Below are 26,882 nucleotides of genomic sequence, written 5' to 3' on the forward strand. Positions count from 1 at the left end.
CAGTTTTCAAAGAACTTGTCCGCCGCTTCAAAAGCGACTTCATCATATTAACATCTTCATTTTTCGATGTCAACCATGTTTTTTTAATTTCTTTTTTGTCGTTTTCTGCGTTTCCGCATCAGCGACGTTTATTAATATACCATCATGTTTTTGAAATAACAAGTGTTTTTTATAAAAAATACAAAAAAATTATCCATCCTACTTCCTTCTATAGAAAGAACTATTATCCTTTCTACTGAAAACGAGTATTTCAATTGTATACTAACAGACCCTGATCAACCAAATTGTATTCCACAATAACTTCCCATATTTTCATTCCCTTCTATATTAAGGTTCATAATCATTTACCTCTCTATAGAATAACGATATAAATTAACCTCAAGAAACGAATCCCTCACACATTAAAAAGCAACTCAAATGAACACTTTCTTCTCCAACCCACCATTTCACTTTCTACAAATACTAAAATCTCCACAAAAACATTAACTTAAGATTATTGTTAGAATTTTTTTACATTTAATTAATGAAAAATATCCATTTTTTGTTATATAGTAAGAAAGTGCCAACAAAACTATAAATACTAATGGAGGAATTATCTTATGGATAGGTTAACAAAGTTTTCATTAAAAAACCGAGCCGCTATTATTATCATGGTTTTTCTCATTTCCGTACTCGGTGTTTATTCCGGCTCTAAATTACCTATGGAATTTTTACCAAGCATCGATAACCCTGCAATAACTGTCACGACATTATCTCAAGGGCTCGATGCTGAAACGATGACCAAGGAAGTAACTGATCCCCTTGAAAAACAATTTCGTAACTTAGAACATATTGATGGCATCACTTCTTCCACACACGAGGGATTATCACGTATCGACATTGCATATACATCCAAGGCAAATATGAAAGACGCGGCACGCGAAGTCGAAAAAGCAATTAATACGATTAAATTACCTAAAGATGTATCGAAGCCTGTAGTTAGCCAATTAAATACTTCTATGATTCCACTCGCTCAAATTACCATCCAGAAGCAAAACGGATTTTCAAAAGCTGACGAAAAACAAATCGAGAAAGAAATCGTGCCACAACTCGAAAACATTGATGGTGTTGCTAGTGTCATGTTTTTCGGAAAATCAACTTCCGAATTATCCATTGTACTTGATCCTAACAAACTAAAAGATAAAAACGTAACATCAGAGCAAGCATTAAAAGTTTTACAAGGAAAAGAAACCTCCACTCCAGCTGGAGCAATTACCGTTAATAAAGAAGAATACAACCTTCGTGTAATCGGAGCTATAAAAAATGTAGATGATATTAAAAATATTACCGTTGCACCTCAAGTGAAATTGCAAGATGTTGCTCAAATTGAACTCAAACAACACTATGATACAATCTCACACATAAACGGAGAAGAAGGCACAGGATTAGTCATCATGAAAGAACCGAGTAAAAATGCGGTGGCAATCGGAAAGGAAATTGATAAAAAAGTTAAGGATTTAAGCAAAGAATATAAAGATCAGTTTTCTATTAAACTTCTAGCCTCAACTCACGAGCAAGTCGAAAATGCTGTTACTAGTATGGGGAAAGAAGTAATCCTGGGGGCAATTGCTGCAACTCTAATTATCTTAATCTTTTTACGTAACTTCCGAACGACACTCATCGCTGTCGTCAGCATTCCATTATCTATTTTATTAACACTCTTTTTACTACATCAATCCAACATCACACTTAACATTTTAACTCTTGGTGGTTTAGCCGTTGCAGTTGGACGTCTCGTCGATGATAGTATCGTTGTCATAGAGAATATTTTCCGCCGTTTACAAAAAGAATCTTTCTCTAAAGATATCATTCTAGATGCAACGAAAGAGGTCGCCATTGCAATTACCTCTTCTACTTTAACAACAGTCGCTGTTTTTTTACCTATTGGTCTCGTATCGGGAGTAATCGGAAAATTAATGTTACCTATGGTATTAGCCGTTGTATATTCTATTCTATCATCCTTAATCGTTGCACTAACAGTTGTTCCACTTATGGCTTTTTTACTACTCAAAAAAACAAAGCATCGCAAGACGATTTCTTCACCACGATATGTCGCTACATTAAAATGGGCTCTTTCTCATAAATTTATCATTCTACTTACTTCTTTTTTATTATTTGCAGGATCAATCGCCGCCTACATAGTACTACCGAAAGCGAACATAAAGTCTGAAGACGATACAATGCTATCCATTAATATGACATTTCCAGCCGATTATGATTCTGAATCTCAAAAACAAAAAGCCTTTGATTTCGAGAAGAAACTACTCTCTAATTCTGCTGTCACAGATGTTATTTTACGAATGGGATCAAGCGCAGAAGATGCACAATGGGGACAAACGACTAAAAATAATCTTGCTAGTATATTTGTAGTCTTCAAAAAAGGTTCTGACATCGATCAATATATTAAAGAATTAAAAAAAGAACAAAAAGCTTTTGAGCCCGCCGAACTCGAGTATATAAAAACGAGTTATTCAAGCTCTGGCGGTGGCAACAATCTGCAATTTAACGTAACAGCTACTAACGAAGCAAATTTAAAAAAGGCTGCTAACATCGTCGAAACGAAACTAAAGAGCATGGATGCTCTATCTAAAGTAAAAACGAATTTAGAAGAATCTAAGAAAGAATGGCAAATTCATATTGATCAAACAAAGGCTGAACAACTAGGTTTAACACCAGAATTAGCTGCTCAACAAGTAGCATTCCTTATGAAGAAATCACCTATTGGTGAAATTTCAATCAATAATGAAAAAACTACTATTATGATAGAACATAAAAAGGAAAACATTAATAAACAAGAAGATATTTTAAACACAAACATGCTATCACCTATTAACGGACCAATTCCTTTAAAAGACATCGCGACTATTTCAGAAAAACAAACTCAAACAGAAATCTTCCATAAAGATGGAAAAGAAACGATTCAAATTACCGCAGAAGCTTCAAACGAAGATTTAAGTCAAGTAAGCGCAGAAGTAAACAAAGCAATAACCGACTTAGATTTACCTAGCGGCGCAAAAGTAAATATCGCAGGTGCTACTGAATCTATGCAAGAAAACTTTACAGATCTATTCAAAATCATGGGAATTGCAATCGGGATTGTATATTTAATTATGGTTATTACATTCAGGCAGGCGCGCGCTCCTTTTGCAATTTTGTTCTCCTTGCCATTAGCTACTATCGGCGGTATTTTAGGATTAATCGTTTCACGAACACCTGTTGATATAAATTCCTTGATCGGTGCATTAATGTTAATCGGAATCGTCGTTACAAACGCTATTGTATTAATAGAAAGAGTGCAACAAAATCGGGAACACGGTATGGAAACCAGAGAAGCTTTACTAGAAGCTGGTTCCACTCGATTACGCCCAATTATTATGACAGCCATTACAACAATCGTTGCTATGCTACCACTCCTGTTCGGCCAATCTCAGGCAGGCAGTATGGTATCAAAAAGTCTAGCCGTCGTTGTCATCGGTGGTTTGGCAGTCTCGACGATTCTTACGTTAGTAGTCGTTCCCGTTATGTATGAACTATTGGATAAAATCGGGAGAAAAAGACGCTCTCACAGAAAAATAAGCACCTCTACAGAAACACCCGATATTTAAAGCAAAAAGGCGTTATCTTCATGAACGAAGATAACGCCTTTTTCTCTACCTATCAATATAATCATCCATTCCTTCTATATAAAAGAACTCCCTATTTATAAATAGAGAGTTCTTCTTTGCAACTTATGCCGCTTTTACTTTTTTCGTCGTTTTACTTTTTCTTTGCGTTCCTGTAAAACGCTTGTGTAATACAGATGCTATAAAACGTGAAATGATATTGAATAGTAATACCATAATAATTAATACAGCGGCAGATTTTGTCGCAATTAACTTCGCATCTGGGATAACCCCTTCAGAATTTAACTTCCAAATGTGAACCGCTAACGTTTCAGCTGGTCTAAATGGATTTAAAGGATGCGAAGGGCTCGATAAATCCGCTGCTGAATTTAAAATCGGAGATGTTAAACCCGCTGTGTAAATTAATGCTGCCGCTTCCCCGAATATGCGACCCGCCGCTAAAATAATCCCTGTAATAATTTGTGGTAATGATGACGGAATAATAATACGAGCGATTGTTTGCCATTTTGTTGCACCTAATCCAAGACTTGCCTCTTTTACATTAGGAGGAACTTCCGAAATCGCATTTTCACAAACACGCGTTAAACCTGGTAGGTTTAAAATAGTTAAAGCGAGAGCACCACCTATTACAGTGTATCCCCAACCTGTCATTGTAACGAACACTAGCAAACCGAATAAACCAACGACAATAGAAGGTAAAGACGCCATTGTCTCAATACATAAACGAACAAAACTTAAAAAACGTCCTTGTTTTGCATACTCGGCTAAATATATTCCAGCACCTAATCCAAGAGGAATAGATATAACAAGCGTTATAACAAGCATGTAGAAGGAATTGAATAACTGCGGACCAATCCCACCACCAGCTCTTGTATTGCTTGGTTCTCCAAATAAGAAATTAGGATCCCAAAATCCCCATCCCTTTTGTAAAATTTCAAACACTAAGAATACTAGCAGCGCTACAACTAAAGCCGCAACTGCATAAAAGATACCCGTCCAAACTTTATCTACCGTTCTTGCATTCATTATTATCGCTCACCTCTTTGTCCAATCGCTCGAATTACTAAAATAAACAGGAATGAAATAACAAGTAAAATCATCGCTAAAGTCCATAGCGCATTGTTCCAAGCAGTTCCGTTCAATGTATTTGTCATATCCATTGTCAAAATACCTGTTAACGTTGCTGTCGGACTATATATTCCTTCTGGTAATTTAATCGTATTTCCGATTACCATTTGAACCGCCAACGCTTCACCAAAAGCACGCGCTAAACCTAAAACAATACCTGTTAAAATCCCTTTTTTAGCAGCCGGAACAATTACGCGACTAACCGCTTGCCATTTCGTTGATCCTAGACCATAAGAAGCTTCTAAATATTCAAACGGAACAGAGCGGATTGCATCAGAAGCGATACTAGCAATAGTAGGTAAAATCATAATACTTAGTACAATAATACCTGCAATTAAACTAAAGCCTACTCCCCCAAATGAATCACGTAATAACGGAACTAAAATCGTAACCCCTAATAATCCATATACAACTGAAGGAATACCAACTAATAATTCTAAAACAGGCTTCAATACTTTGTTTCCAAACTTTGGCGAAATTAAATTCATGAATATAGCAAGAGCTATAGCAATCGGCGCACTAATAATAACCGCACCTAACGAAACCACTGTTGAACCTACAATAAAAATCAAAGCCCCAAAGCTTCCTTCGTCAGCATTTGGATTCCATTTTGTCGATGTTAACATCTCAGTAAATGAGATACCACTTTGCGTAAAAGATTGAATTCCTTTACCGCAAATAAACGCAATAATAGCTAATGTAATTAAGACAATTAAAATACCACAAAACGTAACAAGTGATCTTCCTATATATTCACTTTTTACGTAATTAATTTGTTTTTTCCCCTTCATCACAGGACAGACCCCACTTCATAGATTGAAATGAACAGGACTGGCCTTGCAGCCAGCCCCATAAATTTGATTACTTATCTAATTTAGACATTGGAATGTAACCCATATCTTCTACTTGTTTCTCAAAGTCTTTACCTTTTACATAATCAATGTAAGCTTTTGTTGCTTCTTTCGCTTCACCTTTTGTTACCATGTATTCGTAAGACCAGAATGGATATTTACCAGACGAAATATTTTCAACTTTTGGTTCAGCACCATCAATTTTCACTGTTTGTAGCGCACCTTTTTTCTCTCCAACCATGTAAGACATTGCTAAATAACTTATTGAGCCTGGCGTAGAATTAATCGCTTGCTCTACTGCACCGTTAGAATCTTGTGTTGTACCAGTTCCATCATTGATTTTCGCATCTTTCATAACTGTCTTTTCAAATGTAGCACGTGTACCAGATGAAGCCGGACGATTAATTACGTTGATTTTTTCATCTTTCCCGCCTACTTCTTTCCAGTTTGTTACTTTTCCAGTAAAGATATCTTGTACTTGTTGTACTGTTAAGTTATCAACTTTTACATCTTTATTTACGACAAGTGCGAATGCGATACCCGCGACCTTGTTATCTACTAATTCTTTTGCCTTTTCAGCATCTTTTATCTTATCTCCAGATGGAACATCTGAATTACCAATTTGCACTGCACCAGAAGCTACTTGGTTAATCCCAGTTCCACTACCGCCACCTTGAACTTGAATAGAAACTTTTGAATTTTTCTCCATGAATTTCTTTCCAGCTTCCTCCGCAAGAGGTAGAAGAGCTGTAGAACCAGCCGCTGCAATCGTACCTGATAATTCTTGTTTTGCATTATCGCTTCCTTTAGCAGCCTCTTTATCCGTACTTTCTGCTTTTCCACATCCAACTAATGCACCTGCCATAACTAAAGCTGCTAAAGAAAATTTAATACCTTTTTTCATAACCATGTCTTGTACCCCCATTTGGATTATCGCTTTTCGAATTCATTTTCTTTCGAACATAAATTTATTGTAGGACAACAATATTATGTGAGTGTTAAGCAATTTTTAAGTTTAAGTAAATAGAGGTAACATCCCGTAAAAGCTAGACATTCCAACATTTATAGTTAAAAAAGCCAACAAAACCCACATTAAACATGAAGTATTGTAAATTTAATTTTAAAAATGTAAATCTAATGTAAATAACTTTCTATATTTTGCCCTTTAGCTTAAAAATATATTTACAATTTCGCTATCTTTTTCATTTTTACGCCCTTACTTTATTTACATTAAAAAGAATTTCAGTAATATTTTTTAGTACAACTAAATAAATTGGAACAATTCTAAAAATAATTGAATATTTTTAAAGTACTAATTGACAGCATCATTCAATGTGGTCTACTATATTACTAACAAAAAGTTTACCTAAGGAAACTTTTTAAACTAACACTAAAAATATAGAGATGAGGTAACTTTTATGGTATCGGCTAATACTAAACCTCTTTCCGATTTTAAAACAGGGGAATTTGTACAAATTGAGAAGATACAATTAGAAGGAACTATGAAACGACGTTTATTAGATTTAGGATTTATCCCTGGGGCAACGATTAAAGTATTACAGCGCAGTCCACTTGGAGATCCAGTCGCTTATCAAGTAAGCAACACAACTATCGCACTGCGTAAGGAAGAAAGCTCCCTTATTTTCGGGATATTAATAGGAGATGATTTCAGATGAGCAAACATCGTATTGCTTTAGCTGGTAACCCGAATACCGGGAAAAGTACATTATTTAATACTTTAACAGGCTTAAAACAACATACTGGAAACTGGACGGGAAAAACCGTTTTAAAAGCTGAAGGGGAATATGAACATAACGGAAGTAATTATACATTAATAGATTTACCCGGAACTTATTCGCTGTATTCAAATTCTGCAGATGAAGAAGTAGCAAGGGATTATATTATATTTGAAAAGCCAGAAGTAACTGTAGTCGTTGTAGACGCAACTGCTATGGAAAGAAACTTAAATTTAGCACTCCAAGTGATGGAAATGACAAGCAACGTAGTCATTTGTATTAACTTAATTGATGAAGCCGAGAAAAAAGGTATCGTTATTGATGAAAAGAAATTAACAAAATCACTTGGTGTACCTGTAGTTAAAATTTCAGCTCGTAACCGAGTAGGGATTGGTCATTTGCTAAATGTCATCGCGAAAGTGACAAATAAAAAACTAATTCCAACACCAATTAAAATTACTTATAGCGACAAAATCGAAAATATGATTCGGGAATTAGAACCACAAATTTATAAAGTGTTCGGTGATACGTATCCGGCACGTTGGATTGCGTTACGTATATTAGATGGAGATAAAAATTTCTTAACTGCACTTCAAAAACACCATAACGAACCACTTGTAAGGGAGGTCATAATCAATGGAATCTCACTCAGCCAGTAAAGCTCTTCCATTAGACTATATTATTCAACACGCTCAAACACTTTCAAAAGAAGATATACGAGATGATATTGTCGGAGATATTTATCGAACATCTGCGAGCATCTGTAAAGAATCTGTTCAATATACAAATACTGATAAATTGTATCGTTCTGAGAAACTAGATAAAATTTTTACATCTCCAATCTGGGGATTCCCAATCATGCTAGGTATTTTATCTATTATTTTTTATCTTACAATTGCAGGTGCTAACGTACCTTCTGATATGATTGCTGAGTTCTTTGGATGGGCAGAAGGATATTTAACATCTTGGTTCCAAGCAATGCATGCACCTGAATGGTTACATGGCATTTTAATACTTGGTTTATTCCGTGGTATCGGTGCTGTCATTAGCGTTATGTTACCACCTATGGCAATCTTTTTCCCCATGTTCGCACTATTAGAAAACTACGGATACTTACCACGTGTCGCGTTTAATATGGACCGCTTATTTAAACGATCTGGTGCACATGGTAAACAATCTTTAACAATGGCAATGGGATTTGGTTGTAACGCTGCAGCTATTATGTCAACACGTATTATTGAATCACCACGTGAGCGTATGCTTGCTATCTTAACAAACAACTTTGTTCCATGTAATGGACGCTGGCCTACATTAATTTTAATGGCTTCATTATTTATGGCTGCTGGATATACAGGTAGCATGCAAACACTTGTTACTGCCGGCGTTGTAGTTGGAATGGTTGTAATTGGTGTTATTATGACATTAACCGTCTCTTGGGTCCTATCAAAAACAGCTTTAAAAGGCGTTCCAACTCACTACACACTTGAATTACCGCCATACCGTAAGCCAAAAGTTTGGAATACCATTGTTCGTGCAACACTCGATAAATCAGTCTATGTTTTAAAGCGAGCTATAGTTGTAGCTGCCCCTGCGGCTGCATTAACTTGGTTACTTGCTAATATTTTCGTCGGTGACACAAGCCTACTTATGTATTTCGTAAACTTCCTAGATCCATTCGCTAAAATGCTAGGACTTGACGGCTTTATTCTAGCTGCATTCATTCTTGGGTTACCCGCTAATGAAATTGTTATACCGATTTTATTAATGTCCTACTTATCAACTGGAGCTTTAACTGAAATAGATGATTTTAATCAGATTAAAAATCTATTCTTAGAAAATGGTTGGACTTGGTTAACAGCATTAAACACAATGTTGTTCTCACTTCTTCATTTCCCTTGCGGAACAACACTAGTTAACATATATAAAGAAACAAAAAGTGCGAAATGGACATTCTTATCGTTTGCAATCCCTACTGTAATCGCTATTGTTGTTACATTCCTCACTACACAATTGGTACATTGGTTAGGGCTTGTATAAAGCAAAGCATATGTGAAGGTATCCCCCTTCACATATGCTTTGCACGAAAGAAACCTGAAAGTTATTCAGGTTTCTTTTTTTGCGTATCATTATTCCACGGCTGCGCTCCATACGTTGTAATTTTTTTATGAATAAAGTATACAGCCCCTGGAAGTACCGCCATTAATATCGTGCAGCTAATTCCTAATCCAGTAAACAGCTTACATCACCTTATTTCACTCTCTTCGGTAATGCCGAACCTGAATGTTCAATTGTTGGATGAACATGAACGGTAATTTCAGCATTACTAAAATAATTTTCACCTTGATCCCAATTCTTACTTATTTTTTTCCATTCTTTATAGTTATGCCGTTTATACACTTCTCCTAACTCTAATACATCTACCTTATATTTTTTTTGGACAAGCTTAATTGATTTTTGGATCCGCTTCTCCATTTCCTTTGAAATATCTTCCCTTACCTTCTTTTCGCTCATAACTTGTTTATGATCATTAAAATGTAACTCAGCCAAAGTCCCTTCCAGAGATAAATGAATATCAAACTTCGGTTTTGTAACATTTTTCGTAGATACTTTAATTTTTCGATGCATCTTATGAATCTCATATGTAATAAGTTGATCCTTTTTACGGATGGTAAAAAAACCTCCAATTTTTTTACCTATTATATAGTTCATCCCTAATGTTTGTTCCCCACTCAAGGTTCCCACACACTTATTATCCTTTCCCCGGAACAATGCTGCGCCTTCCATTTGCACTCCTTGTTTTGTTAGACCTAAAAGAGGTAATGCGAAACTTCGGTTTGCAATCATTTTCCCCTGTACTTCCCCAATTCTTGCCGCCTCAATCATTTGAGCGTTTTTCGGAGGATGTTCAGCTAACATATCAATGTACTGCGCCGGTAAGTTTTCAGGTTTTGCACTCTGCTTTAAAATAGCTTCTGCATTTTTCTCGGACACGAACAAACGAATATTTCTTCTCATTTCATGATCGCGAATATATACATCTAACGTATTTTGTAAAACATATGGATTCGCTAGTAAGTCTTTAGAAAAAATAATCACTTGTATATGTGGAAAAAATAACGTTCGACTAATTTTTTTAGCAATAATTCTTATTTGTTCGAAGACATTATCAGCTTTCGCACTTACGTTAATATAATTTTCACTATCTCCGCCCCCTTGTCCACCCTGTTGCGACAATTTACTAGGGAGTACCATCTGATACGTCCCTTTCATAATCGGATTCAATTTCTTCTCTTTCACAATATCGTAGGCTGCACCTACTACAAACCCTCTTTCTTCTATCTCTTCTAATTCAGAACACCCGCTCATAAATCCAACTAAAGCCGTAACTATCATCATTTTAAGAAGGTGTTTCATTTCCACCATTCCTTCTTTTTATTTTATATACAATAAAAACTAAGAAAGACGCTAGCACAACAAAACCCATATCAACCCAAGCTAAATATGTCCCATAATTTGATAAAGCATTCAAATTACCAGGTAACATATTCATCATAAAAATAATTGGTGCACTTACGAAAATGAAAATATGCTTCTTCACTTTCGGAAACATAGCACAAAACAACAAAGAAGCTACGTCATAATACATTGCTGTAGTGTTATAAATAGTAATAATCCAAGTCGTAAAAAAAATTGCATCAAACCTTTCTAAAAACCCTCCTCCAATTTCAATTTCTTTCCCTAATTCAATCGTTGGATATGTCAATCCACGGGTTGTCATATATGTAAAAACGCTAATACAAGTTACATAAATTAAAATGTACGACAGCACATTTACCATCACTGCTTTTGCAACTGCCATTGGCGCTTTTTTCGCTGTCTTATCGTTCAACATCACAGCATAAAACAGAGCTACCTCAAATCCAATAAACGTAAAAATAGAATTTTTAACTCCTACAGCATATTGAGTGACGCCCGTTTGAAAAGCTGGAAATAAATTATTTATTTCCATTAAATTTATATTCAATAAAGAAAGAAGTACTATCGCAATTAAAACAATAGGTAAGAACATAACATTTAACCTTAATAAAGCTGCTCTCGATCCTGCTATTCCATAAATAACAACTAATAAGAAGAAGAAAGACAGTAGCTGTATCGGCGTATCACTAAATAAATACGTTTGTGAAATAATTGCAATCATTCGCGATTCATATGCTGTCAAAGTAGCAAATGTTAATACTAAAATGCTACTAATTGTGTATGCAACAGGCTTCGTCAAATGTGTACTTGTATATTGAACAAAGTTTTGTTTTGGGAATAAAATAGCCACCCTCGTTACAAACCAACCTAAAACTGCACATATCAATCCACCCAAAAGCAAAATAATCCAACCGTCCGAAAATAAAGTTTGGTTGGCAATATCCCTTGGCATAGACAATGCACCTATACCAATAATGGTTGAAGATACCGCGAAACCAAGTTCCCGAGATCCAATTTCTTCATCGCCATACTCAAATGGTTTCAATTATTCTCGCTCCTTTGGACGTAATGTAGAGTCTTTCGTTTGTAAATATTCCGGTCTCTCTTTCAACATCGATTTTGGCATACGAATAAGTTCTTCTTTCCAATCTTTATAAAATGCAGGAGCAATCGGAGTTGTATACGGTACACCAACGCTTTTTAAATTCGTAATATGAACAGTAAGTGCAATAAGCGCTAAGGTAATTCCATATAACCCAAAGGCTGTCGCAGCAAATACAAAGACAAAAAGTAAGATCCGAAACGTAATCGTAATACTATATACAGGCAGTGAGAATGTGGCAATTGCAGTAACTGCAATAATAATGACTAAAAACGGATTCACAATCCCGGCATTCACCGCCGCTTCTCCAATTACAAGACCACCTACAATACCAATCGTTTGCCCCATTGGCTTTGGCAATCTAATTCCAGCTTCTCGTATTAACTCCATCGTTAATGCCATCATTAATGTTTCAATATACGCTGGAAACGGAACCCCTTCTCGCGCTCCAGCAATTGAATAGGCCAATTTAGATGGAATAAGTCCTTGGTGGTATGAAACAAGCGCTACATACATCGCCGGTAACAAAACCGCCATAATACCAGAAACCATTCGTAAAATTCTCAACAACGTGCCAATTACCCAGCGCTCGTAATGATCTTCTACAGATTGAAAAATATCAACAAATACGAGCGGTGCAATAAGAGCAAACGGTGATCCGTCTACTAAAATAGCCGCCTTTCCTTTCACTAATGAGGCCACAATATTGTCAGGCCTTTCTGTATTCAAAAACTGCGGAAATGGCGATAGGTTATTGTCTTGAATTAATTGTTCAATCGTACCCGTCTCAAAAATAACATCTGTCACTATTGATTGAAGGCGCCGATCTAGTTCTTTTACAATATAAGGGTTAATAATATCTTCTATATATACTAGGGTTACTTCTTTCTGTGATCGCTTCCCCATAATATAAGATTGAAACCGCAACTTCGGATCACGTAAACCACGGCGAATCAGCATTTTATTCACATTAATATCTTCATTTAATCCAACTCTCGGTCCACGGATTAAATCTTCTGTCACTGGAGGTTCTAGACTTCTTTTCTCCCAAGCCCTACTGTTAACGACAATAGCCGTTTGAATATTCTCAATTAATATAACTGTGTCTCCTGCTAGAATTGCATTTATAATATCCGGGAACGTCGTCTTCATACCGACTTCTGCGATAGAAATGAAACGATCCAATAACGTTTGAACAACAGCTGCTTCTTTTTCTATTTCTTCATATTGAAGCGTGCGAACTACATATTTATAAACATTATCTTTATCTGTTAACCCACATAAAAAAATGACAGCGCAGCGTGTAAAACTACCAGCAAGAGCAACTTCTCTAATTGTTAAATCATTAGGTGAACCTAACTCATCCCTAATTTCTTTCATAACTTCAAACAAGTTACCTTTTAACTCTAACAATTCCCCCACCTAACTTCCTTTTCAACAAGTTTTTAGTTAGATTCCGCTAATAGAAGGAAATATATACAAAAAAAGAGCTATCTCTTTTCAAAGATAGCTCTAACACACGGATTACTTTTCTACTATTATATTGTCTGCCTTTATAGATACACTTTTCGTAAATCCACTAACTACAAACATCACAATCATATTAATTAACAACGCGACTATACCTACATTCAAATCTTTTATATACTGCGGGAAACTCGGAAACATTGTAGCTAAAGTAGAACCTGTTAAAGTGATATACGCGACAACTAACAACCCAACCCCCATTCCTGCAATCGCTCCTTGCTTCGTAATAATTTGGCGAGGAAACAAACTACATACAAGCGCAGGGAAAAGCTGCGTAACGATACTGTACCCCATTAAAAGAAGCGCACCTATCGTTTCTCCTCCTTTGAAGGTAAACAACACGGATACAAGCGTTACTACAGGCACAAATAATTTTGCAGCTTTAGCAACTTGTCTATCTGAAGCAGATGGAGCCATCGTTCGGTAAATATTTTTTGCTAGCAATGTCGAAGCAGCCATAACAAGCATGGATGCTGGAACTAGTGCCGTTAATACCCCCGCACTTCCAATAATTCCAATAAACCAAGGATCAAAGGTTTGTAAAGCAAGGCGAAATAATGAAAGATCTACATCCGCTCCCTTTAATCCCGGGACTTGTAAGATAGCAGCAAATCCTGCAAAAAATACGAAAAGTAAAACTAAAGAATACAGTGGCATAATCGCCGCATTTTTCCGAAACACTTTTTCATTTTTTGCAGAGAAAGCAGAAGCAAATGTATGAGGCCACATATAAAAACCGAGGGCCGTTAATATAATAGTAGAAACAAACCAAGAAATACTCATTCCTTCTTCAGGCAAAGATAAAAACCCTGGTTTCGCAGCTTCTACAGCTTCGAACATCGGCTGCAATCCCCCATAATAATGATACGGTAAATATATACCTAAAAACATAACGATAAATAGTATCATAATATCCTTCAAAGCAGCTGTCCAAGCCGAACCATGTATACCTGAAACCATTACATATATAGTTATAACAATGGCTCCAATCCAAACTGCAATAACAGGCGATACTCTTCCATAAGAAGCTTCCGAAACGATGATCCCTAACCCCTTTAGCTGTAAAACAAGATATGGGATGATGGAAACGACACCAACAATCGAAACAATCAATCCAAGCGCTTTACTTCTATATTTTTTCGCAAAAAAATCCGGCTGTGAAACAAGGTTATGCTCTTTTGCATATTTCCAAACTGGCGGTAATAAAAAATACGATAAAACATAGGCTAGTGCACCATAGCCTAAAATATAGAAAGTGGGTGCTCCTTTACTATACGCCCAGCCACTTCCTCCTAAAAATGTGAATGTCGTATAAATTTCGCCTGCCATAAGGAGAAAAACGAAAATCGTTCCAAACCCTCTTCCTCCAACTGACCATTGCTCTAAATTCATATCTTTTCCATGTTGTGCTCGAATCCCTAAAAATAGCGCTAGAAATAAGAATAAAATAATGATAAGTAATGCTGTCATTTTACATCCCCCTTATTAGCAGGATCGAATACGTATACAATGCCCATACAAAGAGACGTAATGAGTACCGATAATAATACCCAAAATAATAAAAAAGGCATCCCAAGTACGTAAGGAGTGACCGAATTTGCAAATACTGGTCCAACTACTAAACAAAGAACTGGAATAAGTGCTAGCACATGTATTTTCTTCATTTTATTCTCCTTTATTTATGAAATTCATAATGGATGATACAAAGATTTCCACTCCAATCGGTAATGCATCTTCGTCAATTGTAAAACGAGGGTGATGATGAGGATATATAATTCCTTTCTCTTTATTTCCTGCTCCGATAAAAAAGAATGTCCCCGGTGCCTTTTGTAAAAATGCTGAAAAATCTTCTCCAGCCATCGTTGGCTGTAAACGAACAACCCGCTCTCTTCCATAAAGCTGTAATGCCGTCTGCTCAATCAGCTCTGTAACCTCATAATTATTTACAACTGGTCGATATCCATATTCATAAGAGAATGTATATTTCGCTCCATACGCTTCCGTAATACACTTTACAATCCGTTCAATCTTTTCTTCTGTTTCTTCTCGCAACTCATGTCTTAAACTCCGCACTGTCCCTTCAATCTCTGCTTGTTCTGGAATCACATTATGGGTTGTCCCAGCATGAAATTGCGTAACAGACACTACGAGAGAATCTAACGGATTCGTGAGACGAGATACAATTTGCTGAATATGTGAAACAACTTGTGTACCGATTGCAATACTATCAACTGTTTCATGAGGGATTCCAGCATGTCCACCTTTTCCTTCTATTGTAATTTTAAAAACATCCGGTGCGGCCATCGCAGGACCATAAATTACACCTATTTTTCCAACTTCTAATGAGGCCCATAGATGAGCACCAATAATATAATCCACACCTTCCATTACACCTGCCGCAACCATCTCCTCTGCACCGCCAGGGAAATTTTCTTCTGCATGCTGAAATAAAAAGCGAATTTCTCCTTTAACTTTTTCTCTTTCTTCTACTAACTTATGTACGACCCCAAGTAATATCGCCATATGTCCATCGTGACCACACGCATGCATCACACCTGAATATGTAGAAATAAAATCAAAATCATTTTCTTCATGAATAGGAAGAGCGTCCATATCAGCTCGAACCGCAATTATTTTACCAGGCTTCTTACCGGTTAACTTTGCCATTACACTATATTTAGTAGGCCTTGAAACTTCTAAGTTCGGGATATTTCGAAGTATATCGAATACAAATTGAGATGTTTTTTCTTCTTGAAAAGATAACTCTGGATACTTATGAAAATGCCTTCTCCACTCAACCAACTGATTCTTTGACAAAATAAGTTCCTTTGCAACATCCATTTCTCTTCTCTCCTTCTTCACCAAGTTAAATGCTATTATAGCGTGAATTGTCATTTTTTAAAAGAATCTTCTGAATTTTCTATAATATAATCATAAAAATAAAAAGCCATCACAAGATGACTTTTCACTTTTATAATATAGTAATTGCTTGTTTCCCCATTTGCTCCCAGGCTTTCTCAAACTCTGCTCTCGGAACAGCGAAACGCGGATTGTTTTTTAGAGGATCATTTACATATACAAAGTTTTGATCGTATCCAACCACTACTACACTATGCTCAAAATATGTAATTTTCACTTCACCAGAACTTGTATTCCATGTTTCAAAACTACTTTCAGCTAGCGGCTTAAACGTTGTATTAATAATAACCCATACTGGAGAGCCAGAACTAATTACCTTATATAGATCTTTTACGTCTCTATCTGTTAAATTAAGTACTTTTCCAGGAACATATTTTTCTGCTAAATTAAAGATTGGTTTATTGTATACACCATATCCTGGTTCAGCTTTCGTATAAATATTTCCAACGAATCCCTCATAAGGATTTCCACGCAAACCATTTTGTTCAAATGGAACACGATGAATTTCGCTAGCAAGTTGCATCTTATCTACTTGTACACCTTTATATTGCAGCAACATAGCTAAACTTGTCACTTCACATCCACGAGGTAATTCTGGTAATTGTTTTATAAATGGAACATCTTCAATCATAGCCGCTTCTTTCATTTCAGATAGAAAATCTAAGCGTAGCACTTGCGCCTTTTGTATAATTTTATCTTTCCCTATAAAAAACGCGGCAGCTAGTATAATTCCAAAAACAAAAAGATATTTTAGCTTTTTCATTATAAACAAAACTCCATTAATTATTATTTTATAGACACAACTCTTATCATTGTACCTTTCTTCTTACTAGTTTGCTAGAAAGATTCTATGAATTATTATTTACACTTATATCGTTATAAAATTCTAATTATTTTTAACAAAAAGAAAAAACAATATACTTTCCCGAAACATTTTGCTAAAATCAAAATCATTAACATGGTGAAGATATCACCATGTTAATGAACATTCTTAGAGTATTTCGTCATAGTTCGTTTTTTTACATACTCCATTCATTTCATAACAAATAAACTGATTATGTGTCACATTCCTCACTAATGATTAAAAACTTAGAATGAAAACCAGTTAACACATACAAGAAAATAACGGGGGAGGGGAGCTATGAATCAACAAGTATTATATTTGTTAGTCTAGCCCTCATTCCAAACTAGAGAATCGCTCTTTATTGCGGTATTCCATTTATGATCATTTGTTACATTTTATACCAAGTTACATATAAAAAGTTGTCACATTTGAACAGCAACGAACTATAATTCGGGGAATAAACTAAAAATACAAAATATTCAGCTATCTTTCTTATGATAAGATAGCTTTTTTCTATTTCTTGGATATCTTGGTATAACTTTATTTATCTTAAAATTTTCACAATCACGTTTTTCTCTGGAAAATAGTTTACAATGTAATCAAGTTACAAATGATATTCACCTTAAAAAGTGTGCATTTGTGTCTATTTTTTAACAATATCACAAAAACTATTGCCTTCTATAAATTAATAGGTTTATATTGTTTTATTGGCATAGTTTCAATCCAAGGAGAAAGGAGATTTTCAATCGTGCAACTAAAGAAAACGTTTTGGAAGCTGGCTTCGCTTCTTCCGTTATCATTACTTCTGTTCCTCGGTGGCTGTGATAAGAAACTCGCAGTATTAAATCCGCAAGGACCTGTTGCAAAAGCACAATATGATTTAATTGTTTGGTCATTCGTGCTTATGTCATTAATTATCGCAATCGTATTCATCCTGTTTACAGTCATCTTGGTTCGTTATCGTGAAAAACCAGAGAATATGGACTATGAGCCACCTGATCAACACGGTAACACATTATTAGAAATTATTTGGACGCTTGTTCCTGTTATTATCGTTATCGCATTATCGATTCCAACAGTAAAAGCAACTTATGCTTCGGAAGAGGTTCCGAAAGAGTCCAAACATATTAAACCAGTTGAAATTTATGTTACATCTGCAAACTGGAAATGGTTATTTAGTTACCCGGAGGAAAAAATTGAAACCGTTAACTATTTAAACATCCCAGCTGGTGTACCAATTCAATTTAAACTGACTTCTGTAGGTCCAATGAATGCTTTCTGGGTACCAGAACTTGGTGGTATGAAGTATACAATGGATGGTATGATTATGGACTTATATTTACAAGCTGACAAACCAGGTTCTTACCTAGGGCGTAGCTCGAACTTCTCAGGTGAAGGATTTACTCACATGGAATTCGAAGTTGAAGCAAAAACAAAAGAAAAGTATGACAAGTGGGTAAAAGAAGTACAAGAAACTGCTCCTAAACTAACAGAAGATAAGTACAACGAAATTGTTAAACCTGGTGTAGTTGGTCGTATGACATTCTCTAGTCATCACTTAAGTTATGTAGATCCAAAATCACTTGAATATTGTGATTACAACTACTATAAAAACAAAAAATAATAGCTATTATTCCAACAGATTGGAGTGAAAACATTGAAGCTTGATGAATTTTTTGTCACAGGTGACCCGATTATTTACGGCGCTGACGCATCTATCGTTCTTGTGACATTAGCGATTCTTTTCGTACTAACAAAGTACAAAAAATGGAGATGGCTTTGGGATGAGTGGTTAACAACTGTTGACCATAAAAAAATAGGGGCCATGTATATTATATCTGCCGTTATAATGTTATTCCGTGGTGGTATGGATGGTTTAATGATCCGTGCACAATTAACATTCCCAGATACAACATATTTAAACGCTGAACACTATAACGGAATCTTTACAACACATGGTACAGTTATGATTCTTTTCATGGCAATGCCATTCGTTATGGGATTAATGAACCTTGTAGTACCATTACAAATTGGTGCTCGTGACGTTGCATATCCGTTCTTAAATGCTTTAAGTTTCTGGTTATTCTTTATCGGAGCAATGTTATTCAACATCGCTTTCGTTATCGGTGGTTCTCCAGACGCTGGGTGGACTTCTTACTTCCCAATGGCGGGTACAGAATTTACTCCTGGTGTAGGAAATAACTTCTATGCAATTGCATTACAGATATCCGGTCTCGGTACGTTAATGACAGGTATTAACTTCCTAGTTACGATCTTAAAAATGCGTACACCTGGTATGACATTAATGAAAATGCCAATGTTTACTTGGTCAATCTTAATTACAACTGTTATCATTATTTTCGCATTCCCAGTATTAACAGTTGCTCTTGCATTAATGACATTTGACCGTCTATTCGATGCTCACTTCTTTACGATGGCGAGCGGCGGTATGCCAATGTTATGGGCCAACCTATTCTGGGTATGGGGTCACCCTGAAGTGTATATCGTTATTTTACCGGCATTCGGTATTTTCTCTGAAATCATTAGTACATTCTCACGTAAACGTCTATTCGGTTACAGTGCGATGGTGTACTCAATGGTCGCAATTTCTTTACTGAGTTTCGTCGTATGGCTTCATCACTTCTTCACAATGGGTGCAGGTCCAGCGGTTAACTCGTTCTTCTCGATTTCGACAATGGCGATTTCGATTCCAACCGGAGTTAAAATCTTTAACTGGTTGTTTACACTGTATAAAGGACGTATTCGTTTTACAGTTCCAATGCTTTGGTCATTGGCATTTATTCCAAACTTCGTAGTTGGTGGAGTTACAGGGGTTATGCTTGGAATGGCAGCAGCTGATTATCAATATCATAACAGCTACTTCCTAGTCGCTCACTTCCACTACGTATTAATCGCAGGTACAGTATTCGCTATGCTTGCTGGATTCACATTCTGGTATCCAAAAATGACAGGTCATATGCTAAATGAACGCCTTGGTAAATGGACATTCTGGATCTTTATGAGCGGATTTAACATCTGTTTCTTCCCAATGTACTTCCTAGGTCTAGATGGTATGACTCGTCGTATGTACACTTACTCTGAAAGTCTTGGATGGGGTTGGTTGAACCAAATCGCATCTGTCGGCGCAGTAATGATGGGTATCGGATTCGTACTTCTTTGTTACAACGTAATTTGGAGTGCACGTCACGGTGAACGTGACACAACTGGAGATCCTTGGGATGGTCGTACACTTGAATGGGCTACTCAATCTCCTGTACAACATTACAACTTCGCGAAACTTCCTGAAATTAAAGAAGCTGATGCTTTCTGGTTCATGAAGAAACGTGGAGAAACAGTTACACCAGCTGCAGAGGAATTAAAACCAATTCACATGCCAAGTAACTCTGGTGTGCCTATTATTATGTCTGCATTCTTCGGTCTTGCAGGTTTTGCATTAGTATTTAGCTGGTTCTGGATTGCAGCAATCGGCGGCGTTGGTATTTTAGGTTGCTTAATCTATCGTTCATTCGATTACGATGAAGGTTACTATATCAGTGTTGATGAAATTAAAGAAACAGAACATATAGCATGAGAGGTGAAATGACATGGCGGCTTTAGATAAAAGCTTACCTTTGGAATATCAATCCGAACAAAGCAGATTGAATATCCTAGGATTCTGGATTTTTCTTGGGGCTGAAATTATGCTGTTCGCAACACTTTTCGCCTCTTATCTAGTCCTTGCTGGTCGTACGGCAGACGGCCCAACACCAGCGCAGCTGTTTGAAGTTAAAACACTTTTAATTCAAACACTACTACTTTTAACAAGTAGTTTCACATGTGGTATCGCAATTCACGAAATGCGTAAGCACAACCAAAAAGCAATGCTTGGATGGTTCATCTTTACATTACTTTTAGGTGCAGGTTTCCTATTCTTCGAGATCGAAGAATTCATTATGTACATTGGTGAAGGCGCAACAATTCAGACAAGTGCTTTCTTATCTGGATTCTTCGTTCTTCTTGGAACGCACGGTGCCCACGTAACAGGTGGTATCATCTGGGCAACTTGTGTTATCATCCAAATTTTAAAACGAGGTTTAACACCAGTTACAGCTCGTAAAGTATTTATTATCAGCTTATACTGGCATTTCCTTGATCTTGTTTGGGTCTTTATTTACACACTAGTTTACTTGAACGGGATGGTGGCGTAGATGGCTCAAAATAACAATCAAGCAAACGGGCATGCGCATAGCGGATTCCCTTGGTCACACGTTTTCGGATTTATTTTATCGCTGGCACTAACGTTTCTAGCGTTATACGTGGCACTTTACACAAGCCTGCCACTTTCAACGATCTTAACAACTATTATCATAATGGCTGTTGCGCAAGCGTTGTTACAATTAATTATGTTCATGCATTTAAAAGAAGGAGAAGGAAGAGTTCAAATCCTTACAATGATATACAGTTTCTTCGTTGCAACTGCAACAGTTGGTTTAACTGTATGGATCTTCTTCTCAATGTAATGTACATGAAAAAGACTGCTGAGATTCCTCAGTAGTCTTTTTTTATTCCCTCCCCTATTACATCTACATTACGGAATTAACAACAAAATTATGTAAAATATACTTATTATGACAAATGTTAAGAAAAGTCTTTCTTTATGAAATCGAATCCATATGCGTTGCTTTTCTTCCTATTATATGGCTAAATAAGGACTATATTTATTTGAAGGGAGAGAACGCAATGGAACATCACACTTCTGTTCTATCACTTATGGTTGTCGTTGCAATCGCGTTTTTCGTTCCCCTTTTGTTACAACGCTTTAAATTAAAAGCACTTCCTGTCGTTGTTGCAGAAATTATCGCAGGAATCTTTGTAGGTAAAAGTGGATTTAACATCATTGAGCCAGATATGTGGCTTCAAGTCTTATCGACACTAGGATTTATCTTCCTAATGTTCTTAAGTGGTTTAGAAATTGACTTTTCGATCTTTAAGCAAAAAGGGAAAAAGAATACGACAAACGAACCAAACACATTCCAAGCAGCAAGCATTATCTTCTTATTTATTTTCATCTTATCTTATGCCTTATCATTATTATTCGTATGGCTAGGATTCGTAGACAATGCAATGTTCATGACTTTAATTATTTCAACTATTTCCTTAGGTGTTGTCGTACCAACATTAAAAGAAAATAACTTAGGAAAAACGGCAATCGGACAAATCATTTTATTAGTCGCTGTTATTGCAGACTTAGTTACAATGATTTTACTCGCTGTATTCGTCGGATTAAATTCCGAAAGTGGTCAAAGCATGTGGCTTCTACTTCTTCTATTCGGTGCTGGTATTGTCATTTACTTTGTCGCAAGACGCTTTAAAAATATTCCATACCTAGAAAGCTTAAAAGCCGGTAGTGTACAAATTGATACACGAGCTGTTTTCGCACTCATCTTAATATTAGTTGGATTATCTGAATCAGTTGGTGCAGAAAACATTTTGGGAGCCTTTTTAGCAGGTGTACTCGTATCTTTATTATCACCAAATGAAGATATGGTTGAAAAACTTGATTCCATCGGATATGGTTTCTTCATCCCTATTTTCTTCGTAATGGTTGGTGTAAATCTAGAAGTATGGTCTATTTTTAAAGAGCCTTCTAGTATGCTAATGATTCCAATTTTAATTGTGGGACTCTTTATTTCAAAACTGCTGCCATCACTTGTATTACGAAAATGGTACCCACGTAATATCGTACTCGGAAGTGCCATTTTATTAACATCGACACTTTCTTTAGTTATTGCTGCTGCACAAATCGGTGAAAAACTAGAAATCATTAGTCCAAGTTTATCAGCATCTCTTATTTTAAGCGCAGTTATTACTTGTATTTTTGCACCTATATTATTTAAAAAGATGTTCCCAAAAGTGGAAACACCAAAACCGAAAGTATCTATTATTGGAGCAAGCAGAATTACCCTTCCTTTATCACTTGATTTAAAACGCGAAGATTATGACGTAACACTATATATGATACGCCAAAATAAACTAGATGATGAGGAAGTGAAATCTCATGACTTCCCTATCGTTAAACTTGATGAAATTACAATTGAATCCTTAACTGAACAAACAGCATTTGATGTAGATCGCGTTGTTGTTGCAACAAGCGATGATGAACAAAACTTATTATTAGCAGAACATGCAAAAGAGTTAGGTGTTGAACATGTCATCGCAAGCGTAGAAGATCCCCTTCTACAAGAAAAAGCAACGCAAGAACATATTGCGGTATTCTCGACAATTAACTCTACACGTATTTTATTACGTGCACTGATTGATAAACCAAGTCTTGTTCGCTTAATTACAACAGCGAACGAAACAGTACGTGAAGTTGAACTGCGTAGCAATAAATATAACGGTGTTGCACTTCGTCGCCTTCCGTTTTTAGGTGATGTACTCGTCATTCAAATTTATCGTGGGAATAAAGCATTAATACCACATGGTGATACGAAGCTACAACACGGTGATATATTACTTGTAACAGGTTCAAAAGAACATATCGATACACTAAAAAGCATATTAGAATAGAAAAATGCCCCTCACATAATTGAGGGGCATTTTTTTTATTCTATATGGTAAAATGTTACTATCACATATTATGGGGATGAATCACAATGTCTATTGCAACTTTAGCTCTTTTATTATTAGCGGAAGTACTCGTCGCCATTATTCTTATCGGTATTAGTATTGAAATTTGTAGCTATGGCTGGAAAAAATCAAATGGAGTCAAATACTCTTGTCTCTTACTTTCACTCATTCTTGGAACCGCTAGCATACTCGGACTTTTCGCTGCACCTGCCTACTTCTTTATACAACTAACAGAAAAAAGTTTATAAGAAAGGATGTTAATATGATTACTGTGAAAAATATTGATGGGTCTGAAACTTACGTATTACGTCAAAAAATTTTGCGCCCGAGTCAAACATTAGCAGATTGTAAATATTCTTCTGACTTCGAAGTAGACACTTTCCACTTAGGTGCTTTTATAAACGATGAACTGATTAGTATTGCTTCCTTCTCAAAAGAAATATATCCTGCCTTACCAGCTGGTAGCCATTATCGACTACGTGGAATGGCTACGTTACCAAACTTTCGAAACAAATACGCTGGAAGCTCCTTAATCCAAAAAGCCGAGCAAATCTTACAAGAGCGTAACGCAAACGTTTTATGGTGTAATGGCCGTATTACTGTAGCTGACTATTACAAACGATTAGGTTTCCACGAACATGGTGAAATCTTTGAAATTGAACCGATTGGTCTTCATAAAGTTCTGTATAAAAAGATATAAGCAAAGCTTTCCTTAATGCAGGAGAGCTTTGCTTATATTTCAATCTTCACTTTTTATTTTTTTCATATATATGTATATAAACAAACTAGGAACTAAAAAACAAGCAACCATAATAAGTGCTGTTATACTAATCTCCTTTATTGAAATAGCTGGTGTTACAATTATACAAATAGCTAAAATCCCAATCACAACACCTACCGGAATGAATAATAACTTCATGAAATAACGACGTGCTACTCCTCCTGTATGCTCATACACTTCCACTGAATTTTTTAAATTTAAAAAGTTAATAACTACTATCCCGCCCATAAATACCATTAATAAATCCGAAACACTTTCATATCCCGCTCCTTGCAAGACATAGCGGTAAAAAACAATACCTAGTATGACGATATTTTGTAAGACGAAAGCTAATCTAATATGTTTTAATCCCTCAATCATTAAACGTTCATCTTTCACGATTTTCACCCTATCACTCCTGTTCCTCCCAAAATAAATCATTCAATGTTTTATCTACCGCATAACAAATTTTCAAACATAAATCTAAAGACGGATTGTATTTCCCCTTTTCAATTAAACTAATCGTTTGCCTTGTAACGCCTACTTTTTCTGCTAATTGTTGCTGTGTTAAATCTAACTGAACACGCGCGACTTTTATTTTACTTACAGCCATTCATGCTCCTCCTCTGCCTTTATTGTAATATATATATTCCGTTAAGTAATTTATATTTTGCGTAAAGGGTTTTAGTTTCACTTTATTATACACAAAAAAGGGCCTCTCATAAGAAGCCCCTCTCCTATATCTATACTATAAGAATAAATGACATCCAAATAAAATTGTAAATAAGTATAGTAACGGATGTACTTCCATCCCTTTCCCTTTCACAATCTTTAAGACTGGATACACTAAAAATCCAATTGCAATTCCATTCGCAATACTAGATGTTAACGGAATACCTACGAAGATTAAAAATGCCGGTAATGCATCTTCAAACTCATCCCAATTAATATCACGTATACTTTGCGCCATTAAACTACCTACAATAATTAATGAAGGAGCTGTAATAGCAGCTACACTTGATAAAGACGCGATAACAGGACTGAAGAATGCCGTTATAATTGTTAGTCCAACAACCACAATACCTGTTAATCCAGTTTTACCACCTGCAGCAATACCCGCTGACGATTCAATCGTCGCTGCTGTTGGGCTTGTTCCAAAGATAGAGCCTGTCGTTCCGCCAATCGCATCTGCGATAAATGCTTTACCAAAACGCTTCTCCGTATTATCTGTAATTAAACCTGCTTGTTTAATTAAACCAAGTAATGCACCTGTCGTATCAAATAAAAGCACAAGTAAAAATGAAAATACAACACCATATAATCCGTATTCAACTACATCTGAAAATGCATTGATTGGATTTGAAACGATAATTCCTTCTGGTAAATGAGGCATCGCAACAATTTTATCGGCAAACTTCAGTTGCCCTGTAAAGAAGGCGATAACTCCTGTCACAATCATACTAATAAATAATGCACCACTAACACGTAATGCCATTAATACTGCCGCTAAAATTAAACCAATTAAAGTTAATATAACGGCTGGAGAATGAAAATCACCAATCGTCACTAAATTTGATGGATGATCCACGATAATTCCAGAAAGGCGTAATCCAATAAAAGCAATAAAGAGTCCAATTCCACCTGCAATTGCATGCTTTAAACTATCAGGAATTGCTAAAATTAACTTTTGCCTAAACGAAGTAAAAGATAATAAAAGAAAAATAATCCCTGTTACAAATACTGCTGAAAACGCAATGACATATGTAATCCCCTCTGCCTGTTGAACAACAGAATAAGCAAAATATGCATTCATTCCCATAGCTGGAGCAATAACGATTGGATAGTTAGCTAAAAACGACATACATAGCGTTCCAATAACTGTCGCAATAATAGTTGCCGTAAAAGCTTGATCAAATGGTACACCTGCATCAGATAATATTTTCGGATTGATGACAAGAATATACGCAAATGTAAAAAAAGTTGTGATGCCAGCTAAAAGCTCTTGCTTCACAGAAGTGTTATATTTTTGTAATTGAAACATGCTTATGTACCCTTCCTACATCTGAATTATTATTACATATTCTTTTCTTACTAGTATGTGAGAAAATATAATACTTAATCTTAACAATCAATAAAAAGAAGAGTCAATATATTCTCTAATAGTGAGAATTTTAAGTTTAAGTCTGACAAGTTCAGATATAGTACAGTTCTTTATGATTATTTTTGTAGCATAACAGATAGAAATG

The 26,882-nt window shown here is 35.9% G+C and carries 24 protein-coding genes and 1 pseudogene; 12 read left to right on the forward strand and 13 right to left on the reverse strand.

The window, feature by feature from the left end:
• Nucleotides 1-599: 599 nt before the first annotated feature.
• Entirely contained in the window at nt 600-3,644 is a 3,045-nt protein-coding gene (locus tag COC96_RS07365; protein ID WP_098768601.1) for an efflux RND transporter permease subunit, read from the forward strand.
• 123 nt (nt 3,645-3,767) lie between these two features.
• Here COC96_RS07365 and pstA read toward each other — a convergent pair whose 3' ends face one another.
• The 3 genes from pstA to COC96_RS07380 all read right to left on the reverse strand — a co-directional run bounded on the left by pstA (nt 3,768) and on the right by COC96_RS07380 (nt 6,551).
• Entirely contained in the window at nt 3,768-4,688 is a 921-nt protein-coding gene (gene pstA / locus COC96_RS07370; protein WP_098269176.1) for a phosphate ABC transporter permease PstA, read from the reverse strand.
• A gap of 2 nt (nt 4,689-4,690) precedes the next feature.
• The gene (gene pstC / locus COC96_RS07375; RefSeq protein ID WP_142339972.1) at nt 4,691-5,581 is read right to left on the reverse strand and encodes a phosphate ABC transporter permease subunit PstC; all 891 of its coding nucleotides are present in this window, start codon (nt 5,579-5,581) and stop codon (nt 4,691-4,693) included.
• A gap of 70 nt (nt 5,582-5,651) precedes the next feature.
• Nucleotides 5,652-6,551: a phosphate ABC transporter substrate-binding protein PstS family protein gene (locus COC96_RS07380; RefSeq protein WP_141536040.1), complete on the reverse strand. Its 900-nt coding sequence runs from the start codon at nt 6,549-6,551 to the stop codon at nt 5,652-5,654.
• A gap of 508 nt (nt 6,552-7,059) precedes the next feature.
• Between COC96_RS07380 and COC96_RS07385 the strand changes: the two genes are divergently transcribed.
• Genes COC96_RS07385 through COC96_RS07395 form a run of 3 tightly spaced genes read left to right on the forward strand, consistent with a single transcriptional unit; the run spans nt 7,060 to nt 9,414 of the window.
• On the forward strand, nt 7,060-7,317 hold the full coding sequence (locus COC96_RS07385; RefSeq protein ID WP_088232588.1) for a FeoA family protein: 258 nt from the start codon (nt 7,060-7,062) through the stop codon (nt 7,315-7,317).
• Entirely contained in the window at nt 7,314-8,036 is a 723-nt protein-coding gene (locus COC96_RS07390; protein WP_098269179.1) for a FeoB small GTPase domain-containing protein, read from the forward strand. Before COC96_RS07385 ends, COC96_RS07390 begins: the two co-directional genes overlap by 4 nt.
• Nucleotides 8,014-9,414: a nucleoside recognition domain-containing protein gene (locus tag COC96_RS07395; RefSeq protein ID WP_088232586.1), complete on the forward strand. Its 1,401-nt coding sequence runs from the start codon at nt 8,014-8,016 to the stop codon at nt 9,412-9,414. The genes COC96_RS07390 and COC96_RS07395 overlap by 23 nt, the downstream gene beginning before the upstream one ends.
• Before the next feature lie 210 nt (nt 9,415-9,624).
• On the opposite strand, the gene COC96_RS07405 is transcribed toward COC96_RS07395, so the two are convergent.
• The 7 genes from COC96_RS07405 to COC96_RS07435 all read right to left on the reverse strand — a co-directional run bounded on the left by COC96_RS07405 (nt 9,625) and on the right by COC96_RS07435 (nt 17,165).
• Complete coding sequence (locus COC96_RS07405; protein WP_141536041.1) at nt 9,625-10,791, reverse strand: Ger(x)C family spore germination protein; 1,167 nt, start codon at nt 10,789-10,791, stop codon at nt 9,625-9,627.
• Nucleotides 10,775-11,899 (reverse strand): spore germination protein GerLB, encoded by a 1,125-nt coding sequence (gerLB, locus tag COC96_RS07410; RefSeq protein WP_098269182.1) that lies wholly within the window; start codon nt 11,897-11,899, stop codon nt 10,775-10,777. Before gerLB ends, COC96_RS07405 begins: the two co-directional genes overlap by 17 nt.
• Nucleotides 11,900-13,378: a spore germination protein GerLA gene (gene gerLA, locus COC96_RS07415; protein ID WP_098768603.1), complete on the reverse strand. Its 1,479-nt coding sequence runs from the start codon at nt 13,376-13,378 to the stop codon at nt 11,900-11,902.
• A gap of 102 nt (nt 13,379-13,480) precedes the next feature.
• Nucleotides 13,481-14,953, reverse strand: a complete 1,473-nt coding sequence (locus COC96_RS07420; RefSeq protein ID WP_098269184.1) for a sodium:solute symporter family protein — start codon at nt 14,951-14,953, stop codon at nt 13,481-13,483.
• The gene (locus COC96_RS07425; RefSeq protein WP_098269185.1) at nt 14,950-15,147 is read right to left on the reverse strand and encodes a DUF3311 domain-containing protein; all 198 of its coding nucleotides are present in this window, start codon (nt 15,145-15,147) and stop codon (nt 14,950-14,952) included. The genes COC96_RS07420 and COC96_RS07425 overlap by 4 nt, the downstream gene beginning before the upstream one ends.
• A 1-nt stretch (nt 15,148) precedes the next feature.
• Complete coding sequence (locus tag COC96_RS07430) at nt 15,149-16,324, reverse strand: amidohydrolase (protein ID WP_098269186.1); 1,176 nt, start codon at nt 16,322-16,324, stop codon at nt 15,149-15,151.
• Nucleotides 16,325-16,454: 130 nt separating this feature from the next.
• Nucleotides 16,455-17,165, reverse strand: coding sequence for a C39 family peptidase (locus tag COC96_RS07435; protein ID WP_098269187.1), 711 nt, complete (start codon nt 17,163-17,165; stop codon nt 16,455-16,457).
• A gap of 392 nt (nt 17,166-17,557) precedes the next feature.
• Here COC96_RS07435 and COC96_RS27955 point away from each other — a divergent pair.
• From COC96_RS27955 to COC96_RS07470, 8 genes and pseudogenes are all read left to right on the forward strand, one after another.
• Nucleotides 17,558-17,712 (forward strand): annotated as a pseudogene (locus COC96_RS27955) (amino acid permease); the annotation flags it as partial.
• A 282-nt stretch (nt 17,713-17,994) separates the two neighbouring features.
• Nucleotides 17,995-18,870 (forward strand): cytochrome aa3 quinol oxidase subunit II, encoded by an 876-nt coding sequence (locus COC96_RS07440; RefSeq protein ID WP_097905244.1) that lies wholly within the window; start codon nt 17,995-17,997, stop codon nt 18,868-18,870.
• Nucleotides 18,871-18,903: 33 nt separating this feature from the next.
• On the forward strand, nt 18,904-20,838 hold the full coding sequence (gene qoxB, locus COC96_RS07445; protein ID WP_141536042.1) for a cytochrome aa3 quinol oxidase subunit I: 1,935 nt from the start codon (nt 18,904-18,906) through the stop codon (nt 20,836-20,838).
• Nucleotides 20,839-20,851: 13 nt separating this feature from the next.
• The gene (gene qoxC / locus COC96_RS07450; RefSeq protein WP_000729319.1) at nt 20,852-21,454 is read left to right on the forward strand and encodes a cytochrome aa3 quinol oxidase subunit III; all 603 of its coding nucleotides are present in this window, start codon (nt 20,852-20,854) and stop codon (nt 21,452-21,454) included.
• The gene (gene qoxD, locus COC96_RS07455) at nt 21,455-21,766 is read left to right on the forward strand and encodes a cytochrome aa3 quinol oxidase subunit IV (RefSeq protein ID WP_002174911.1); all 312 of its coding nucleotides are present in this window, start codon (nt 21,455-21,457) and stop codon (nt 21,764-21,766) included.
• 220 nt (nt 21,767-21,986) lie between these two features.
• Nucleotides 21,987-23,816, forward strand: coding sequence for a monovalent cation:proton antiporter family protein (locus COC96_RS07460; protein WP_098269191.1), 1,830 nt, complete (start codon nt 21,987-21,989; stop codon nt 23,814-23,816).
• Nucleotides 23,817-23,902: 86 nt separating this feature from the next.
• Nucleotides 23,903-24,124 carry a DUF4022 family protein gene (locus COC96_RS07465; RefSeq protein ID WP_098768604.1) on the forward strand — a complete coding sequence of 74 codons (222 nt, stop codon included), beginning with the start codon at nt 23,903-23,905 and terminating at the stop codon, nt 24,122-24,124.
• 14 nt (nt 24,125-24,138) lie between these two features.
• Nucleotides 24,139-24,576, forward strand: coding sequence for a GNAT family N-acetyltransferase (locus tag COC96_RS07470; RefSeq protein WP_098269193.1), 438 nt, complete (start codon nt 24,139-24,141; stop codon nt 24,574-24,576).
• 39 nt (nt 24,577-24,615) lie between these two features.
• On the opposite strand, the gene COC96_RS07475 is transcribed toward COC96_RS07470, so the two are convergent.
• The 3 genes from COC96_RS07475 to COC96_RS07485 all read right to left on the reverse strand — a co-directional run bounded on the left by COC96_RS07475 (nt 24,616) and on the right by COC96_RS07485 (nt 26,677).
• The gene (locus COC96_RS07475; RefSeq protein ID WP_098768605.1) at nt 24,616-25,044 is read right to left on the reverse strand and encodes a hypothetical protein; all 429 of its coding nucleotides are present in this window, start codon (nt 25,042-25,044) and stop codon (nt 24,616-24,618) included.
• A gap of 4 nt (nt 25,045-25,048) precedes the next feature.
• Nucleotides 25,049-25,249: a helix-turn-helix transcriptional regulator gene (locus tag COC96_RS07480; protein ID WP_097905250.1), complete on the reverse strand. Its 201-nt coding sequence runs from the start codon at nt 25,247-25,249 to the stop codon at nt 25,049-25,051.
• Nucleotides 25,250-25,384: 135 nt separating this feature from the next.
• Nucleotides 25,385-26,677 (reverse strand): NCS2 family permease, encoded by a 1,293-nt coding sequence (locus tag COC96_RS07485; protein WP_098269195.1) that lies wholly within the window; start codon nt 26,675-26,677, stop codon nt 25,385-25,387.
• Between the last annotated feature and the right edge of the window lie 205 nt (nt 26,678-26,882).

The organism is Bacillus cereus, assembly GCF_002577405.1.
Taxonomy (GTDB): domain Bacteria; phylum Bacillota; class Bacilli; order Bacillales; family Bacillaceae_G; genus Bacillus_A; species Bacillus_A cereus_AU.